Source organism: Actinocatenispora sera, from assembly GCF_018324685.1.
Lineage (GTDB): Bacteria > Actinomycetota > Actinomycetes > Mycobacteriales > Micromonosporaceae > Actinocatenispora > Actinocatenispora sera.
Genome location: NZ_AP023354.1, coordinates 4564378 through 4581213, shown reverse-complemented (window position 1 = coordinate 4581213; position 16836 = coordinate 4564378). Strand labels below are relative to the sequence as shown.

Below are 16836 nucleotides of genomic sequence, written 5' to 3'. Positions count from 1 at the left end.
TCACCGACGCTTCACTGGCCGGCGCCGCACCACCCGGCGCGCTGCTGGTCGGCGCGCCCGCACCCGGCGCGGTGCCGGCCGGCGCCGTGGTACCCGGCGCGGTGCCGGTCGGCGCGCTGGCGCCGGACTGCACGGCGTCGTCGAGCAGCCAGGCCAGCAGCGCCTTCTGCGCGTGCAGCCGGTTCTCCGCCTCGTCGAAGATCGCGCCGGCCGGGTCGTCCAGGACCTCGTCGGTGATCTCCTCGCCGCGGTGTGCCGGCAGGCAGTGCAGCGCGAAGGCGCCGTCCGCGGAGGCGGCCAGCAGCTCGGCGTTGACCTGGTACGGCAGGAACGGGGTGATGCGGTCCTTGCCGTCGTCCTCCTGGCCCATCGAGGTCCAGGTGTCGGTGACGAGCACGTCGGCGCCGTCGACGGCCTGCTTCGGGTCGCCGAGTACCGCCGTGGAACCGCCGGTGCCGGCGGCGATCCGGGTGGCCTCGGCGAGCACCGCCGGATCCGGCCGGTAGCCGTCCGGGCCGGCGATCCGTACGTGCATCCCGGCGGTGGCGCCGGCCAGCAGGAACGAGTGCGCCATGTTGTTCGCGCCGTCGCCGAGGTAGGTGACCGTGGTCCCGGCGAGGGTGCCGCGACGCTCCCGGATGGTCTGCAGGTCGGCGAGCAGCTGGCAGGGGTGGAAGCCGTCGGTGAGCGCGTTGACCACCGGCACCGACGAGGCGGCGGCGAGCTCGGCCAGCCGGTCGTCGCCGAAGGTACGGATCACGATCGCGTCCACGTAGCGGGACAGTACCCGGGCGGCGTCGGCGACGGTCTCCCCGCGCCCGAAATGGGTACCGCGGGCGTCGATGATCAGCGGCTGGCCGCCGAGCTGCGCGATTCCCACCTCGAACGAGCTGCGGGTGCGCAGCGACTGCTTCTCGAAGATCACCGCGACCGCGCGGTGCGCGAGCGGCGAGTACCCGTACCGGTCGGTCTTGTACGCCGCGGCAAGGTCGAGGACCTGCGCCTGTTCGGCCGGGCTGAGCGCGTCGTCGCGCAGGAAGTGACGGGTCACTGGGTACCTCCGGCGGTGTCGGTGGCGGTCTCGGTGGCGGCGCCCGCGCTGGCGGCGATGGCGCCCGCCGCGTCGAGGGCGGCCGGTAGGGCGGCCAGGAAGCCGTCTGCCTGCTCGGCGGTCAGGGTCAGCGGTGGTGCGAGCCGCAGCACGCCCGGCTGGCACGGGTTGATCAGGAAGCCGGCGTCACGCAGCGCGGCCGCCGTGGCCGGTGCGATCGCACCGGTCAGCACGATGCCGAGCAACAGCCCGGCGCCCCGAACCTCGGCGACCGCCGGATGCCCGAGCGCGGCGACGCCGTCCCGGATGCGTTCGCCGAGCGTCTTGACGTGATCGAGCAGGTGCTCGTCGGCGATCGTGGCGAGCACCGCGAGGCCGGCCGCGCAGCACACCGGGTTGCCGCCGAACGTCGACCCGTGCGCGCCGGGCGGCAGCAGCGCCGCGACGTCGCCGTACGCGGTGTCGGTGAAGGCGACGCAGGCGCCGAGCGGCAGGCCGCCGCCGAGCCCCTTGGCCAGGGTGACGACGTCCGGTCGTACGCCTTCGGCCTGGTGGGCGAACCAGTGGCCGGTGCGGCCGATGCCGGTCTGGATCTCGTCCAGGCACAGCAGCGCGCCGTGCGCCTCGGTGATCTCGCGGGCGGCGGTCAGGTAGCCCGGCGGCGCCGGGATCACCCCTGCCTCGCCCTGGATCGGCTCCAGGATGACCATCGCCGTGTCGCCGGTGACCGCGGCGGCGAGCGCACCGGCGTCCCCGTACGGCACGTGGGTGACCTCGCCGGGCAGCGGTGCGAACGCGGCGGCCTTGCTCGGCTGCCCGGTCAGCGCGAGCGCGCCCATGGTCCGGCCGTGGAAGGCATCCACCGTGGACACGATGTGGGTCCGGCCGGTGCGCCGGGACAGCTTGAACGCCGCCTCGTTGGCCTCGGTGCCGGAGTTGGCGAAGTACACCTGGCCGGGACGGTCGAACAGCGCCAGCAGCCGCTCGGCGAGCGCCACCTGCGGCGGGTTGGCGAAGAAGTTGCCGACGTGGCCGAGCGTCGCGATCTGCTCGCTGACCGCCGAGACGATCGCCGGATGCGCGTGCCCGAGCGCGTTGACCGCGATGCCGGCGAACAGGTCGACGTAGTCGCGGCCGTGCTCGTCGGTGACCACCGCGCCGTCGCCGCGCACCAGCGCCACCGCCGGGGTGCCGTAGTTGTGCAGCATCGCGGTGTCCCACCGCACGACGAGGTCGTCGTCGCTGGAAGCCGCCAGGTCGTCGGTCACGATGTCTCCCCGTTGTCGTCGCCGGGCACCACCATGGTGCCGAAACCGGCGGAGGTGAACACTTCCAGCAGGATCGAGTGCGCCACCCGACCGTCGATCACGTGCGCCTGCGGCACCCCGCCGCGCACCGCGCGCAGGCACGCCTCCATCTTCGGCACCATCCCGGCTTCCAGGTCGGGCAGCAGCGTGGCGAGCCGGCCGGCCGGCAGCCGGGAGATCAGGCTGTCGGTGTCCGGCCAGTTCGCGTACAGCCCGGGCACGTCGGTGAGCACCACGAACTTCTGCGCATCCAACGCCACCGCGAGTGCCGAGGCCGCGGTGTCGGCGTTGAGGTTGTGTACGACGCCGTCGGCGTCCGGCGCGACCGTCGAGACGACCGGGATCCGCCCGCTTGCCAGCAGGTCGTCCACGACCCCTGTATCCACAGTGGACACGTCACCGACCAGGCCGAGGTCCACCTCGTCGCCGTCGACCAGCGCGGTACGCCGGACCGCGGTGAACAGCCGCGCGTCCTCGCCGGAGATGCCGACCGCGAGCGGGCCGTGCTCGTTGATCAGCCCGACGAGCTCCCGGCCGACCTGACCGACCAGCACCATCCGCACCACGTCCAGCGACTCCGGCGTGGTGACCCGCAGGCCACCGCGAAACTCGCTCGGAATGTCCAGCCTGGACAGCATCGACGAGATCTGCGGACCGCCACCGTGCACCACCACCGGCCGCAGGCCGACCCGGCGCAGGAAGACCATGTCCGCGGCGAACGAGCGGCGCAGCTGCGGGTCGGCCATCGCGTGCCCGCCGTACTTGACCACGACGGTCGCGCCCTGGAACTCGGCCAACCACGGCAGTGCCTCGGTGAGCACCTCGGCCTTCGCCATCGCGACCGCGAGCTTGTTCCCGGTCGCGGTATCGCCCGCACCGGCGGGGAGCACCACGTCGGTCATGTCGAGTACGCCGAGTTCTCGTGCACGTAACCGTGCGTCAGGTCGTTGGTCCACACCGTCGCCGCCGCGCTGCCCGCACCCAGCCGGGCGGTGATCGTGACCGCCCGGTCGGACAGGTCGACGCCGCTCCGGTCGGCGGCGGCCGCGCCACCCCGGCAGATCCACACCCCGTTGATCGCCACGTCCAGCTCGTCCGGTCGGAAGACCGCCTCGGTGGTACCGATGGCGGCGAGGATGCGGCCCCAGTTCGGGTCGTTGCCGAACAGCGCGGTCTTGACCAGGTTGTTGCGGGCGATGGCCCGACCCACCTCGACGGCGTCGTCCTCGGTTGCCGCGTCGATCACCTCGATCGTGACGTCCTTGGTGGCGCCCTCGGCGTCGGAGAGCAACTGGCCGGCGAGATCGGCGCAGGCCGCGGTGACCAGGTCGGTCAGCTCCGCCGGGTCGGCGCCGACGCCGGACGCGCCGGACGCGAGCAGCAGCACGGTGTCGTTGGTGGACAGGCAGCCGTCCGAGTCGACCCGCTCGAACGTGACCCGGCACGCCTCGCGCAGCGCGTCGCCCAGCACGTCGGTGTCCGCGACCGCGTCGGTGGTCAGCACGCACAGCATCGTGGCGAGCGCCGGCGCGAGCATGCCGGCGCCCTTCGCCATGCCGCCCAGCACGTACCCGTCGCCGTCCAGCCGGACCTGCTTGGCCCGGGTGTCGGTGGTACGGATCGCCTCCGCCGCCTCGCCGCCGCCGGTGCGGGACAGCGCCTTCGCCGCGGTGTCGACCCCGGCGAGCAGCTTGTCGACCGGCAGCCGCTCGCCGATCAGGCCGGTGGAGCAGACCGCCACGTCGGCCGGCCCGATGCCGAGCCGGGCGGCCACGTGCTCGGCGGTGGCGTGGGTGTCACCGAACCCGGCCTTGCCGGTACAGGCGTTGGCGTTGCCGGAGTTGAGCACCACCGCCTTGACGATGCCGGCGGCGAGCACCCGCTCGCTCCACAGCACCGGCGCGGCCTTGACCCGGTTGCGGGTGAACACGCCGGCCGCGGTCGCGTCCGGCCCGTCGTTGACCACCAGCGCCACGTCCGGCGCGCCGGACGGCTTGATCCCGGCGGTGGCGCCGGCGGCGCGGAAGCCGGCCGGCGCGGTCACGCCGATCTCCAGCCGTTCGTCGTGCGCGTTCACGAACCCTCCTCCTGCGTCGCGGCGTCCCCGCCGCACCGATCCCGTCGGGCGTTGTTCCCGCCGGCTTCGCCCGTACCGCAACCGGTCACGGCGCCACCCCGTTCGCCGTCAGGCCGGCGGTCTCGGGCAGTCCGAGCATCAGGTTGGCGCACTGCACGGCCTGGCCGGCGGCGCCCTTGCCGAGGTTGTCGATCGCGCTGACGGCCACGATCCGGCCGGCGTCGGCATCGATGGTGATCTGCAGCTGGCAGCCGTTCGAGCCGAACGTGGCGGCGGTGTGCGGCCAGGTGCCGTCCGGCAGCAGTGACACGAACGGCTCGTCCGCGTACGCCTCGGCGAGCACCTGCCGCACCTCGCCGGCGCCCGCGGTACCGGTGGGTCGGGCGGTGACGGTGGCGAGGATGCCGCGCGGCATCGGCGCCAGCAGCGGCGTGAACGACAACGACCGGGCGCCGGTGGCCTGCTTGATCTCGGGCGTGTGCTGGTGGGTACCGACCTTGTAGGCCGACACGTCGTTCAGCACCTCGCTGCCGAGCAGGTGTGGCTTCGGCGATCGGCCGGCGCCGGAGGTACCCGAGGCGGCGACGACCACGACGTCGTCCGGATCGGCCACCCCGGCGGCGATCAGCGGAGCCAGCGGCAGGGTGCTCGCGACCACGTAGCAGCCGGTGGCCGCGACCCGGTCGGCGGCGGCGATCGCGGCCCGCTGGCCGGGCAGTTCGGGCAGCCCGTAGGTCCACCGGCCGGCGTGCTCGCCGGGGTAGTAGCGATGCCAGTCGGCGGGGTCGACCAACCGGTGGTCGGCGCCCAGGTCGACCACCTTGACCCCGGCCGGCAGTGCCGCGGCGAGGGCGGCGGAGTGTCCGTGTGGCAGCGCCAGGAACACCAGCTCGGCGTCGGCGAACTCCTCCGGCGCGGTGGGCCGCAGCGGTACCCCGGCGAGCGTCGCCAGGTGCGGGTGCAGGTCGGTGACCGCCCGGCCGGCGCTGCTGTCGCCGGTCGCGGCGACGAGGTCGAGGCCCGGATGCCCGGCGATCAGCCGCAGCAGCTCACCTCCGGCGTACCCGCTCGCTCCGGCCACAGCCACCCGTACACCCACGACAACCTCCCGCATGTCTATGCAGTGCACTGTATCACGATGCGGCCATGCTTCCCCGTTACCCACACCACGTCGGGTGCGGCCAGCAGCCACGGAGGAGGTACCCGGATCTCGGCAGCTCGCACCGCCGGTGCCCGCCTCGTGGTTACGATCAAGGCAGCGGCTCAACACGCAGAGTGCCGGTGAGTTCACCTCACGGGGTGCAGGGGAGGCCGTTCGTGTCCGGCCGGGACGCTGCCTCGGGCAGCCTGGAGACGCAAGGCCCGGCGAGCAATCGGTTGGGGTGTTTCCAGTGCGCCTGTCGATCCTGATGCCCGTCTACAACGAGGACGAACGGGTCATCACCGCCATCAAGCAGACCCTGGAGGTCAGCTACCCGTGCGAGGTGGAGCTGCTCGTCGTCGACGACGGCAGTACCGACCGCACCGGTGAGCTGCTCGACCACTTCGTCGACCCGCGGGTACGGGTCGTGCACCACACCGTGAACCAGGGCAAGGGTGCCGCCATCCACACCGGGGTCCGCGAGGCGACCGGCGACTACATGGTGGTCCTGGACGCCGATCTGGAATACGACCCGCGGGACATCCCGAAGCTGCTCAAGCCGGTACGCGACGGGCAGGGCACGGTGATCTACGGCAACCGCAACTTCGGCGGGCACGCGGCCTTCTCGTTCTGGTACGTGATGGGCAACAAGGCGATCACCACCGCGGCGAACATCCTGTACAACTGCTACCTGTCGGACCTGGAGACCTGCTTCAAGCTGATGCCCACCCGGCTGTACCGGGAGCTGGACATCTGCTCGCACGGCTTCGGGATGGAGGCCGAGGTGACCGGCAAGCTGCTGCGCCGCCACATCCGCCCGTACGAGGTGCCGATCAACTACTCCGCCCGCAGCCGGGCCGACGGCAAGAAGATCACCTGGCTGGACGGGGTGAAGGCGCTGGGGATCCTGGCCCGGCAGCGACTGACGCCGGTGCCGCGCGCGCGGTGAGTCACCGGCTGGCCGACGAACGCGCCCCGGACGCGTCCACCAAGGACCCGACCGGGGCGCCGGCGCGCCGTTGGCCGGGACACCTCACCGTCCTGGTCTGTTACGCGGCACTCGCCTACTGGGTCACCAGCCGGCTGTGGGTCGCGCCGCAGACCCGGCTGCTCGCCGACAACCGGAACGACCAGCCGCTGATGGAGTGGATGTTCGCGCACGGCGCGTACGCGCTGACGCACCTGAGCAACCCGCTGCTGACCGACTCGGTGCAGGTACCGCACGGCGCCAACCTGATGGCGAACTCGTCGGTCGTACTGCCCGCACTGATCCTCGCCCCGGTCACCCTCGCGTTCGGCGCGGCGACCACGTTCGTCCTGTTCAGCGGGCTGTGCCTGGCCGGCACCGCGGCCGCGTGGTACGTGCTGTTCCGGCGCCGGCTGACCGGCTCGGCGCTCGCCGCCGGGCTCGGCGCCGGGCTGATCGGCTTCGCGCCGGGCATGATCTCGCTGTCCAACGCCCACGTGCACATCACCGCACAGTTCCTGGTGCCGTTCGTGGTCGCCTGCGTGCTGCCCTCCCCCGGCCCACCGCGGCCGGTGCGCCGGGGCGCGCTGCTCGGCGTGCTGCTCACCGCGCAGCTGCTCACCGGTACCGAGGTGCTGCTGTTCACCGCGCTCGGGGTGGGGGTGTTCGTGCTGCTGTGGGCGGCCCTGAACCCCTGGGCGGTACGGCGTGCGCTGCCCGGCCTCGCCATCCGGCTCGGCGTGGCCGTCGCCGTGTTCGTACCGCTCGCCAGCTACCCGCTGTGGGTGCTGCTGGCCGGCCCGAACAGCTACCACGGCACCCCGTGGGACATCGGCGTGTACGGCACCGACGTCGCCTCCTGGCCCTGGTTCAACGCGTTCTCGCTGCTCGGCGGCGCCGCGCAGGCCGGCCGGGTCTACTCCGGCAACGTCACCGAGCAGACCGCGTTTCTCGGACCGGGGCTGCTGGTGCTTCTCGCCGCGCTGGTGTGGTGGCTACGCCGGCGCCGTACCGTAGTCGCGCTGGCCGCGACCGCCGTGCTGTTCGCGGTCTTCAGCTTCGGCACCGAGATCATCGTGCTGCGCACCCACACGGGGGTCACCGGGCCGTGGGCGGCGGTGGCCCGGCTACCGCTGATCGAACAGGCCATCCCGGACCGGCTCGCGCTGGTGAGCATCGCCGCGTTCGGCGCGATCCTGACGTTCGGCGCCGACCGTGCGGTCCGTACCGGCCTGCCCCGGCCGCTGTGGCTCGCCGGGTACGCGGCGGCGCTGGTGCCGCTGCTGCCGACCGCGCTGCCGGTCACCCACCGGCCGCCGATCCCGCAGTTCTTCACCGCCGGCAGCTGGCGCGACCACGTCCGCGCCGGGCACAGCGTCCTCGCGGTACCGACGACGTTCGCCACCGACCGGCTCTCCATGCGCTGGTCGTCCGGCACCAACGCCGAGATGGCGGTACCGGACGGCGCGGTGATGATCCCCGGCCCGAACGGCGAGGCCCAGTGGGGCACCCCGCGCAGCCGCCTCGCCACCACCGCGGCGTGGGCTTCCCGTACCGGTCGGGTACCGCGGGTCGACGCCGCCGCTCAGACCCGGGCGCACAGCGACCTCGCCGCCGGCCGGACCGACTGCGTCGTGCTGGATCCGGCCGCGCCGCACGGCGAGGCGGTCCGGCGCACGCTGGACCGGCTGCTGTCGGTACGGGCCCGCTACGCCGGCGGTGTCTGGTACTGGGACGTCCGCCCTGCCCGCTGAACGGCGCCGGGCGACCGGTCGGCTGAGCCGCGCAGGCGCCGGGCGACCCGGCCCCGCCGAACGACGCCGGTCGTCAGGCGGCCCGGCGGTCAGGCGGCCCGGTCGACGCGCGGGGCGAGCGGGAACAGCAGGGCGACACCGAGCAGCGCACTGACACCCAGGCTCACCACCGCGCCGACCTCGTCGAGCGTCGAGCCCACCAGGTGCGTGACGTGGAACCCGAAGTGGAACACCCCGAACACCACCCAGCCCAGGCCGGCGACGCGCCCGACCGTGGCCGTACGGGTCACGATCCCCGCGACGCTCACCGCGGTCAGCGCGAGGTACATGCTGCCGACGTCGCGGATCAGGTGCTCGTCGAAGGCGCCCGCGATGTCGATCCAGTGCAGGCCGAAACCGGGAAACGACGAGTAGAACGCGGCCGGGAAGAACTCCGCCCAGACGCCCACGTAGCCGCCGAGGATCGCGGTCGCGGCGAGCAGGCCGCGCCGCAGCGCTGTGTTGATGTACATACCCTCAGGACGACACGCTCCGCCCGGATGTCACGCGTCCTTCGCCGGATTCCACCGCGAGAGCTTGTCCGGGTTGAGCACCATCCTTACCTCGGTGACCGCTTCGCCGGCCACCGCGAGCGTGACGACACCGATCACGGTGGCGTCGGTCACCAGGGCGAAGCCGAGCCCGTCGGCGGTCTCCCGCTCGACGACCTCGACCTCCGGGCGCCCGGCGAGCGCGCCGAGCAGGAACCGGGCCACCCGGTCCGGGCCGTACACCGGGTTGCGCGCCGCGGTGACCCGGCCGCCGCCGTCGGAGCGCAGCACCACGTCCGGCGCCAGTACCGCGGCCAGCGCGCGCAGGTCGCCGCCGCGGTTGGCGGCCGCGAACGCCCGGACCACCCGGTCGTGCTGCTGCCGGGACACCCGGTAGGTCGGTTCGCGCCGGACGCGGGCCCGGGCCGAGCTGGCCAGCTGCCGGCACGCCGCCGACGACCGGCCGACGATCTCGGCGATCTCCGCGAACGGCACCGCGTACACGTCGTGCAGCACGAACGTCACCCGCTCCGCCGGCGTCATCGCCTCCAGCACCAGCAGCAGCGCGGTACTCACCGAGTCGTCCAGCGCCGTCCGGGCCGCCGGATCGGTGGCCGGGTCGCCGAACTCGGTGGCCGGGACCGGCTCGGGCAGCCACTGCCCGACGTAGCGTTCCCGCCGGGCCCGGGCCGACCCGAGCAGGTCCAGGCAGATCCGCCCGGCGACCCGGGTCAGCCAGCCACGCGCGCTGCGGATCTCGTCCCGCGCCGGCTGGTCCATCCGGTACCAGCGGGAGTAGGTCTCCTGCACCGCGTCCTCGGCCTCGGCGACCGTGCCGAGCATCCGGTACGCCAGCGCCAGCAGGTGCTGGCGTTCCCCGATCACCTCAGCGTCGACCGCCACGCCCTCATTCTGGCCGACGCCGCCGCGCCACCGCCGGTGACCGACACCGACGCCGACCAGGTCACCGCTCCCCGCCCCGAAGCACCTATCGAGGTGCCCGGACACGCCGGGTCCCGAGGCACGCGGCCGGGCCCGGCGTGGCGAGAGGTGGCGGGGTCAGGCGCCGCGCAGGGCGGCACCGACCCGGCGGGTCGCCTCGGCCACCGCCGCGTCCCGGGCGGCCACCGCCTCCTCGGCGGTCAGCGTCCGGTCACCGGCCCGGAACGTCAGCTTGTACGCGAGCGACTTGCGTCCCGCGCCGAGCTGGTCGCCGCGGAACACGTCGAACAGCCGGATCGACTCGAGCAGCTCCCCCGCGCCGGTGGCCAGCGCCGCCTGCACGTCGGCGGCCGGTACCGCGTCGTCGACCAGCAACGCCACGTCGATCAGCGCCGGCGGGTAGGTGGAGATCGACGGCGCCGGCACCGGCTCCCGGGCCGGCAGCGCGGACAGCTCCAGCTCCATCACCGCGGTACCGCGGGGCAGCTCCAGCGCCTGGCACACCTCCGGGTGCAGTTCCCCGGCGTGCCCGACCAGGACCCCGTCGACGCTCAACGCGGCGCAGCGACCCGGGTGCCACGGTGCGTGCCGGTCCGCCCGTACCGTCAGGGCCACGCCGGCGGTGCGCGCCACCAGCCGGGCCGCCGCGAGCGCGTCGGTCCAGTCGGCGCTGCGGCCGCCGCCCCACCAACCGGCCCGCTCCACCTCGCCGGTGACGACCGCGGCCACCCGGTACGGCTGGCGCGGCACCACGGCCAGCGCGGCCGCGAGCTCCGCATCGGTGGGCCGCCGGTCCACCGGCAGCGCCGGCACCTCGGTCGGGGTGTCGGTCGATGGCCGGAACACCAGCCCGGACTCGAACAGCGCCACGTCGCGCTGGCCGCGGGCCAGGTTGCGGCGCAGCGTGGCGAGCAGCGTCGGCAGCAACGTGGTGCGCAGCAACGGTTCCCGCTCCGAGATCGGGTTCGCCAGCCGCACCGCGAGCCGGCGCGGATCGTCGTCGGGCAGCCCCAGCGCGTCGTACGCATCCGGGCTGACGAACGGGTAGCTCAGCACCTCCACGTACCCGGCCTCGGCCAGCGCCCGCGCCACCGACCGGCGCCGCCGCTGCGCGTCGGTCAGCCCGTTGCCGGCCACCACGGGCGGCAGCACCGACGGCACCCTGCCGTACCCGTCGAGGCGGACGACCTCCTCGACCACGTCCACCGGGTCGACCAGGTCCGGCCGCCAGGTCGGCGGGGTCACCGCGAGCGTGTCACCGTCCACCGCCACCTGTGCGCCGACCGCCTCGACCAGTTCCACCACCCGCGGCAGCGGGTAGTCGACCCCGACGATCCGAGCCGGCAACGACGCGGGCAGCAGCACCGTCTCCGGCGGTACCACCTGGTTCACGTCGACGACCTCGGCGCCGGCGGTGCCCCCGCCGTACTCGACCAGCAGGTCGACCGCGCGCTGCAGCGCGACCAGGGTGATCGCCGGGTCGACGGCGCGTTCGAACCGCTTGGACGCCTCGGAGAGCAGCCGGTGCCGGCGCGCGGTGCGGCTGATCGACGCCGGGTCCCAGTGCGCCGCCTCTAGCAGCACGTCGGTGGTGGACTCGCCGACCTCGGTGGTCGCCCCGCCCATCACCGCCGCCAGCGAGATCACGCCGGTGTCGTCGCAGATGACCAGGTCCTCGGTGGACAGTGCCCGGTCGACGTGGTCGATCGTGGCCAGCCGTTCCCCGTCGCGGGCGCGGCGCACCACCAGGTCGCCGGTCAGCGTGGCCGCGTCGAACGCGTGCATCGGCTGGCCCAGCTCGACCATCACGTAGTTGGTGACATCGACCGGCAGCGAGATCGACCGGATGCCGGCGTGCGTCAGCCGCCGCACCATCCACTGTGGACTCGGCGCGGCCGGGTCGACGCCGGTCACCAACCGGGCGCTGAACCGGTCGCAGCCGGTCGCGTCCTCGACCAGGACCCGCCGGCCGGCCGACGCCTGCGCCGACCCGGCGGTCGCCGCCCGGTCCGCCGGGTCCCGGTACGGCGCGTCCAGCGCCCGGGCCAGTTCCCGGGCCAGGCCGCGGATCGACAGCTGGTAGCCGCGGTCCGGGGTGACCGACAGGTCGAACACCACCTCGTCCAGTCCGACCACCGGCCGCGCGTCCTCACCCGGCGCCGCGGCGGTGTCGGCGGGCAGCACGACGATGCCGTCGTGGTCGTCGCCCAGGCCCAGCTCGCGGGCCGAGCAGATCATCCCGGCCGACAGCTTGCCGTACGTCTTGCGCGCGCCGATGGTGAACTCGCCCGGCAGTACGCCACCGGGCAGGATCACCACGACCAGGTCGCCCACCGCGAAGTTGCGGGCACCGCACACGATGCTCTGCGGCTCGCCGGTGCCGTTGGCGGCGCCGACATCGACCTGGCAGTACCGGATCGGCTTCTTGAAGCCGGTCAGCTCCTCGATGTCGAGGACCTTGCCGACCACCAGCGGGCCGCGCACGCTCGCCGCCAGGTCGGTGATCTCCTCCACCTCGACGCCGAGGGCGGTGAACGCCGCACCGATCTCGTCGGGCGAGACGGCGGCCGGAACGTCCACGGCCTCCCGCAGCCATGACAGGGGTACCAGCACGGCTCAGACCTCCATCCCGTACGCGCGGCTGAACCGCACGTCGCCCTCGACGATGTCGTGCATGTCGCTCACCCCGTACCGGAACATCAACGACCGGTCGATGCCCATGCCGAACGCGAACCCGGAGTACCGCTGCGGGTCGATGCCGCAGGCGGTCAGCACCCGCGGGTTGACCATGCCGCAGCCACCCCACTCGACCCACTGCGGCCCGTCGCGATGCTCGGGGAACCAGATGTCGTACTCCGCCGACGGCTCGGTGAACGGGAAGTAGTGCGGCCGGAAGCGCGTCTTCGCGTCCGGGCCGAACACCGCGCCGGCGAAGTGGTCCAGCGTGCCGCGCAGGTGCGCCATCGTGATGCCCTCGGCCACCACCAACCCCTCCACCTGGTGGAACACCGGGGTGTGGGTGGCGTCCAGCTCGTCGGTGCGGTACACCCGGCCGGGGCAGATGATCGCGATCGGCGGCTGCCGGTCGAGCATCGTACGCACCTGCCCCGGCGAGGTGTGGGTGCGCAGCACCAGGCCCGGCGTCTCGGTGTAGAAGGTGTCCATCTCGCCGCGCACCGGGTTGTCGGGCCCGATGTTGAGCGCGTCGAAGTTGAACCAGCTCGACTCGGCCTCCGGCCCGTCGACCACCTCGTAGCCCATCGACACGAACAGGTCGCAGATGCGCTCGATGAGGACCGGCAGCGGATGCCGGGCGCCGAGCGGTGCGCGATCGGTCGGCAGCGTGACGTCGACGGTCTCCTCGTCGAGCACCCGTTGCCGCTCCGCCGCCTCGATCGCCGCGTGCCGGGCGTCGTACGCGGCCTGGATCGCGGTGCGGGCGGCGTTGACCCGCTTGCCCGCGTCGGACTTCGCCGCCGGTGGCAGGCTGCCGATCTCCCGGCGGGCCAGCAGTACCGGCGCCCGGTCGCCGAGGTGCGCCACCCGGGCGGCGGCCAGCTCGTCGGCGCGTTCGGCGGCCGCGAACGCCTTCTCCGCGGCGGTCACCGCCGCGTCGAGGGAGGCCGGATCGAGCAGCGTGGCCTCCTTCGGGTCGTACGGATCATTGCGATAGGACATGACTCTCCCGGTAAGGCCCCGATGCGGGGTAGCTGTCGCCCGGCGACCGCCCGTGTTCGACGGGGTACGCCAGCGCCAGAGTCTACGGACGCGGACCGCGCGGCTTCGCCGCAGCCCGCCCAGCGCGCCGGGCGAGGAGGCTCCTCGGCCCGCGCTAGGCGGGCCGGCTAAACGAGCGCTGCCGGAGGCGGGCAACCGTGCCGGGACCGGCCGGGCGCCGGTCGACGCCCTCCGGCGGGCACGCCGGTCGGGACGGACGTGCGGCCCGCGACTCGGCCATCGTCATCGCCCCTCGGCGTCGATACGGTTCGGTTCGGCGGCGCCCCGCGGGCGCTGCGCACGGGCCGAAGTGTACAGGCAGACGGCCGCGGCGGCAGCCAGGTTCAGGCTCTCCGCCCGGCCGTGGATCGGCACCCGCACCCGCGCGTCGGCGGCCGCGGACAGCTCGGCGGACAGGCCGTGCGCCTCGGTGCCGAACAGCCAGCCGGTCGGCACCCCGAACGCGCCGGCGTCGGCCAGCTCGTCCAGGTCCTGCGCCCCGCGCAGGTCCGTGGCCACCACCCACAACCCCGCCGCCCGCAGCGCCGCGACGACCGCCACCGGGTCACCACCGCGGACCACATCGAGGTGGAAGACGCTGCCGGCCGAGGACCGGACGCACTTGCCGTTGTAGACGTCGACGCTGTCGTCGGTGAACACCACCGCGTCGGCACCGGCCGCATCCGCGGTGCGCAGCACCGTACCGGCGTTACCGGGATCGGCGATGCCGGCCAGCACCGCGACCAGCCTCGGGCGGCGCGCCAGCACCGCGGTGAGCTCGACGTCGCGGTACCGGCAGACGGCGACGAGGCCCTGCGGGGTCCTGGTGTCCGCCAACGAGTCCAGCGCCCGGCCGGTCACTGTGGACACCCGTACCCCGGCGTCGGTCGCCGCCTCGACCAGCGCGGCGTACCGGGACAGCGCCTCCTCGGTACCGAACAGCTCCTCGGCCGCCGGCTCCCGGCCGGCAAGGGCCTCGGACACCGCCTGTGGCCCCTCGGCGAGAAACCGCCGCGCCTCGTCCCGGCGGGAGCGGCGCAGCAGGGCCCGGGCACGAACGACCCGGGGTGTCCGCTCGGTGTACACCGTGCCGACGTCCCCGGGTCGTTCGATCATGTAGCTGGCGCCGCTCAGGCGGCGTCGGCGGCGGGCACCGCCTGGTGCGCCACCGCGACCAGCGCGGTGAACGCCTTGGCGTCGCTGACCGCAAGCTCGGCCAGCACCTTGCGGTCGACCTCGACACCGGCCGCCTTCAGGCCCTGGATGAACCGGTTGTAGGTCATCCCGTTCGCGCGGGCCGCCGCGTTGATCCGGGTGATCCACAGCCGGCGGAAGTCACCCTTGCGCGCCCGGCGGTCCCGGTACGCGTAGGTCATCGAGTGGAGGACCTGCTCCTTGGCCTTGCGGTACAGCCGGGAGCGCTGGCCGCGGTAGCCGCTGGCCGTCTCCAGCATGGTCCTGCGCTTCTTCTGGGCATTCACTGCCCGCTTGACGCGTGCCACGGGTCTTCTCTCCTGCTCACTGCTCAGACGTCGACCACCGGCCGCCAGCGGCGGCGATGGTGACGCGGGGAGGCGGATCTGGGATGACTGGTCAGCGACCCAGCAGCCGCTTGATCCGATTCACGTCGTTCTTGGCGAACTCCTTGGTGCCAGCGAGCCGACGCATCATCGACGACGGCTTCCACTCTGCGTAGTGGCGCCGGTTCGCGCGCTCGTGGAGCAGCTTGCCGGACCCGGTCACCTTGACCCGCTTGGTCATGCCCGAGTGGCTCTTGTTCTTCGGCATCGAGGTTTGTCTCCTTGACGTCGTCCCCGCCGGAACCGGCGGGGACGGGTTACTAACTGGCGTCTGCGCCCGGTTCGTCCGGTGACGCCTGGCCGCCCTGGCGTGCGGCCTCCTTGGTGGCACGATGCGGCGCGACCACCATGATCATGTTTCGGCCGTCCTGCTTGGGGGCCGACTCCACGTAGCCCAGCTCGTCGATCTCCTCGGCGAGCTTGCGCAGCAGCCGGAACCCGAGCTCGGGCCGGCTCTGCTCGCGACCACGGAACATGATCGTGATCTTGACCTTGTCTCCGGCCTTGAGGAACCGCACGACGTGACCCTTCTTGGTCTCGTAGTCGTGCGAGTCGATCTTCGGTCGGAGCTTCATCTCCTTGATGACGGTCTGCTGCTGGTTGCGCCGCGCCTCGCGCGCCTTCAGTGCGCTCTCATACTTGAACTTGCCGTAGTCCATGAGCTTGCACACCGGAGGGCGCGCCATCGGCGCGACCTCGACCAGGTCCATGTCCACGTCCTGGGCCAGCTTGATCGCCTGGTCGAGCGGGACGATTCCGACCTGCTCTCCCTCGGGGCCGACCAACCGGACCTCGCGTGCGCGGATCTGGTCGTTGATGCGTGGCTCGGCGCTGATGTGGCCTCCTCAACTCGGTGCCTGCCAACCGCCGATGTCGGCGGTTCCGGCCCGCCGCGGCGCGGCGAGCCCACCAAGCGGCACCCGACCACACGAAAGGGCCCCGGCGATCACGCCGAGGCCCGCTCGAACCGGTCGTGCCGGCGGCAAGGCCGTCAGCAACCGCCCAACCACGCAGTGGCCGGACGATCGGACCGGACCCGGACGCCGCAACGGCGACTCGGGTGGGAGCGGGGCTCCACTTGGTGTCCTGTCAACACTACCTGTGACTTCACGAACCGACACCCGGTCGGCCACGAAGGCACGCCCGACCAGTGTAGCGGCCCGGCCGGGAACCCCGACGGCGCCCCCGCCGGCCGCCGTACCGGTCAGGAGGCGTGCGGTCCGGTGTCGGGCTGCCCGGTCGCACCCGGCCGGCCGCCGGGGTGCCCGCTGGCGCCGCCGTGCGCGGCGAGCAGGCGGCGCAGCGCCCGCACCGCGTCCAGCGCGTACTCCTTGTCGCTGGCCTGGATGGCCATCACGGCCACCTCGTCGTCGTCGGCGAGTTCCAGGCTCGCCCACGGCGAGCTGCGGTTGAACTTCACCGCGCGCACCACGTCCCAGGGCAGCTGGTAGCCGCCGATGATGTTGCGGATCCGCACGCCCTCGGCGTCGGCACGCACCCGGGGTCGGGCGATCGTCATGATCCCGAACCCGATCAGCGCCCCCAGGATCACCATCGCCACCTGGTCGCCGCGATGGAACACCCCGCCGCCCTCGGTCTTGCCGGTCAGTGCGGTCGCGGTCGACGCGAAGACGATGAAGATCGCGATCGCCGCGATCGTGCAGATCCAGCGCACCCGGCGCGGCCGCACGTCCACGTCCGGGGCGGGCGACGTGCCGGCGGCCGGCGAGATCGGATGACTCGCGTCAGCACTCACACGTCGAGTCTGCC

At 73.3% G+C, this 16836-nt stretch carries 15 protein-coding genes and 1 pseudogene; 2 read left to right on the top strand and 14 right to left on the bottom strand.

Features of this window, described 5'->3' with window-relative positions:
* Positions 1–106: 106 nt before the first annotated feature.
* The 5 genes and pseudogenes from argF to argC form a co-directional block, all read right to left on the bottom strand.
* Positions 107–1051: pseudogene (argF, locus tag Asera_RS21845) on the bottom strand (ornithine carbamoyltransferase); the annotation flags it as partial.
* Positions 1048–2259: an acetylornithine transaminase gene (locus Asera_RS21840; protein ID WP_035296576.1), complete on the bottom strand. Its 1212-nt coding sequence runs from the start codon at positions 2257–2259 to the stop codon at positions 1048–1050. The pseudogene argF and the gene Asera_RS21840, both read right to left, overlap by 4 nt.
* 56 nt (positions 2260–2315) lie before the next feature.
* Complete coding sequence (gene argB / locus Asera_RS21835; RefSeq protein WP_030446092.1) at positions 2316–3194, bottom strand: acetylglutamate kinase; 879 nt, start codon at positions 3192–3194, stop codon at positions 2316–2318.
* Positions 3195–3256: 62 nt separating this feature from the next.
* The gene (argJ, locus tag Asera_RS21830) at positions 3257–4408 is read right to left on the bottom strand and encodes a bifunctional glutamate N-acetyltransferase/amino-acid acetyltransferase ArgJ (protein ID WP_030446093.1); all 1152 of its coding nucleotides are present in this window, start codon (positions 4406–4408) and stop codon (positions 3257–3259) included.
* A gap of 112 nt (positions 4409–4520) precedes the next feature.
* The gene (gene argC, locus Asera_RS21825) at positions 4521–5534 is read right to left on the bottom strand and encodes an N-acetyl-gamma-glutamyl-phosphate reductase (protein WP_030446094.1); all 1014 of its coding nucleotides are present in this window, start codon (positions 5532–5534) and stop codon (positions 4521–4523) included.
* Positions 5535–5826: 292 nt separating this feature from the next.
* Here argC and Asera_RS21820 point away from each other — a divergent pair, with 292 nt between their 5' ends.
* Together Asera_RS21820 and Asera_RS21815 are read left to right on the top strand one after the other, a co-directional pair.
* A complete protein-coding gene (locus tag Asera_RS21820) occupies positions 5827–6525 on the top strand; it encodes a glycosyltransferase family 2 protein (protein WP_030446095.1) in 699 nt (232 codons plus the stop codon).
* Positions 6522–8297 carry a glycosyltransferase family protein gene (locus tag Asera_RS21815; protein ID WP_030446096.1) on the top strand — a complete coding sequence of 592 codons (1776 nt, stop codon included), beginning with the start codon at positions 6522–6524 and terminating at the stop codon, positions 8295–8297. The genes Asera_RS21820 and Asera_RS21815 overlap by 4 nt, the downstream gene beginning before the upstream one ends.
* Before the next feature lie 89 nt (positions 8298–8386).
* On the opposite strand, the gene Asera_RS21810 is transcribed toward Asera_RS21815, so the two are convergent.
* From Asera_RS21810 to Asera_RS21770, 9 genes are all read right to left on the bottom strand, one after another.
* Positions 8387–8809, bottom strand: coding sequence for a hypothetical protein (locus Asera_RS21810; protein ID WP_030446097.1), 423 nt, complete (start codon positions 8807–8809; stop codon positions 8387–8389).
* A gap of 30 nt (positions 8810–8839) precedes the next feature.
* Entirely contained in the window at positions 8840–9730 is an 891-nt protein-coding gene (gene sigJ / locus Asera_RS21805) for an RNA polymerase sigma factor SigJ (RefSeq protein ID WP_030446098.1), read from the bottom strand.
* 156 nt (positions 9731–9886) lie between these two features.
* Complete coding sequence (pheT, locus tag Asera_RS21800; protein WP_030446099.1) at positions 9887–12382, bottom strand: phenylalanine--tRNA ligase subunit beta; 2496 nt, start codon at positions 12380–12382, stop codon at positions 9887–9889.
* A gap of 3 nt (positions 12383–12385) precedes the next feature.
* Positions 12386–13447 (bottom strand): phenylalanine--tRNA ligase subunit alpha, encoded by a 1062-nt coding sequence (gene pheS, locus Asera_RS21795; protein WP_030446100.1) that lies wholly within the window; start codon positions 13445–13447, stop codon positions 12386–12388.
* Positions 13448–13729: 282 nt separating this feature from the next.
* Positions 13730–14602 (bottom strand): TrmH family RNA methyltransferase, encoded by an 873-nt coding sequence (locus Asera_RS21790; protein ID WP_051802197.1) that lies wholly within the window; start codon positions 14600–14602, stop codon positions 13730–13732.
* A 14-nt stretch (positions 14603–14616) separates the two neighbouring features.
* Positions 14617–14988 carry a 50S ribosomal protein L20 gene (rplT, locus tag Asera_RS21785; RefSeq protein WP_030446102.1) on the bottom strand — a complete coding sequence of 124 codons (372 nt, stop codon included), beginning with the start codon at positions 14986–14988 and terminating at the stop codon, positions 14617–14619.
* A 91-nt stretch (positions 14989–15079) separates the two neighbouring features.
* Positions 15080–15274, bottom strand: a complete 195-nt coding sequence (gene rpmI / locus Asera_RS21780) for a 50S ribosomal protein L35 (RefSeq protein ID WP_030446103.1) — start codon at positions 15272–15274, stop codon at positions 15080–15082.
* Positions 15275–15326: 52 nt separating this feature from the next.
* Positions 15327–15884, bottom strand: a complete 558-nt coding sequence (gene infC, locus Asera_RS21775; protein WP_030446104.1) for a translation initiation factor IF-3 — start codon at positions 15882–15884, stop codon at positions 15327–15329.
* Positions 15885–16270: 386 nt separating this feature from the next.
* Positions 16271–16822 (bottom strand): PH domain-containing protein, encoded by a 552-nt coding sequence (locus Asera_RS21770; protein WP_425305950.1) that lies wholly within the window; start codon positions 16820–16822, stop codon positions 16271–16273.
* Between the last annotated feature and the right edge of the window lie 14 nt (positions 16823–16836).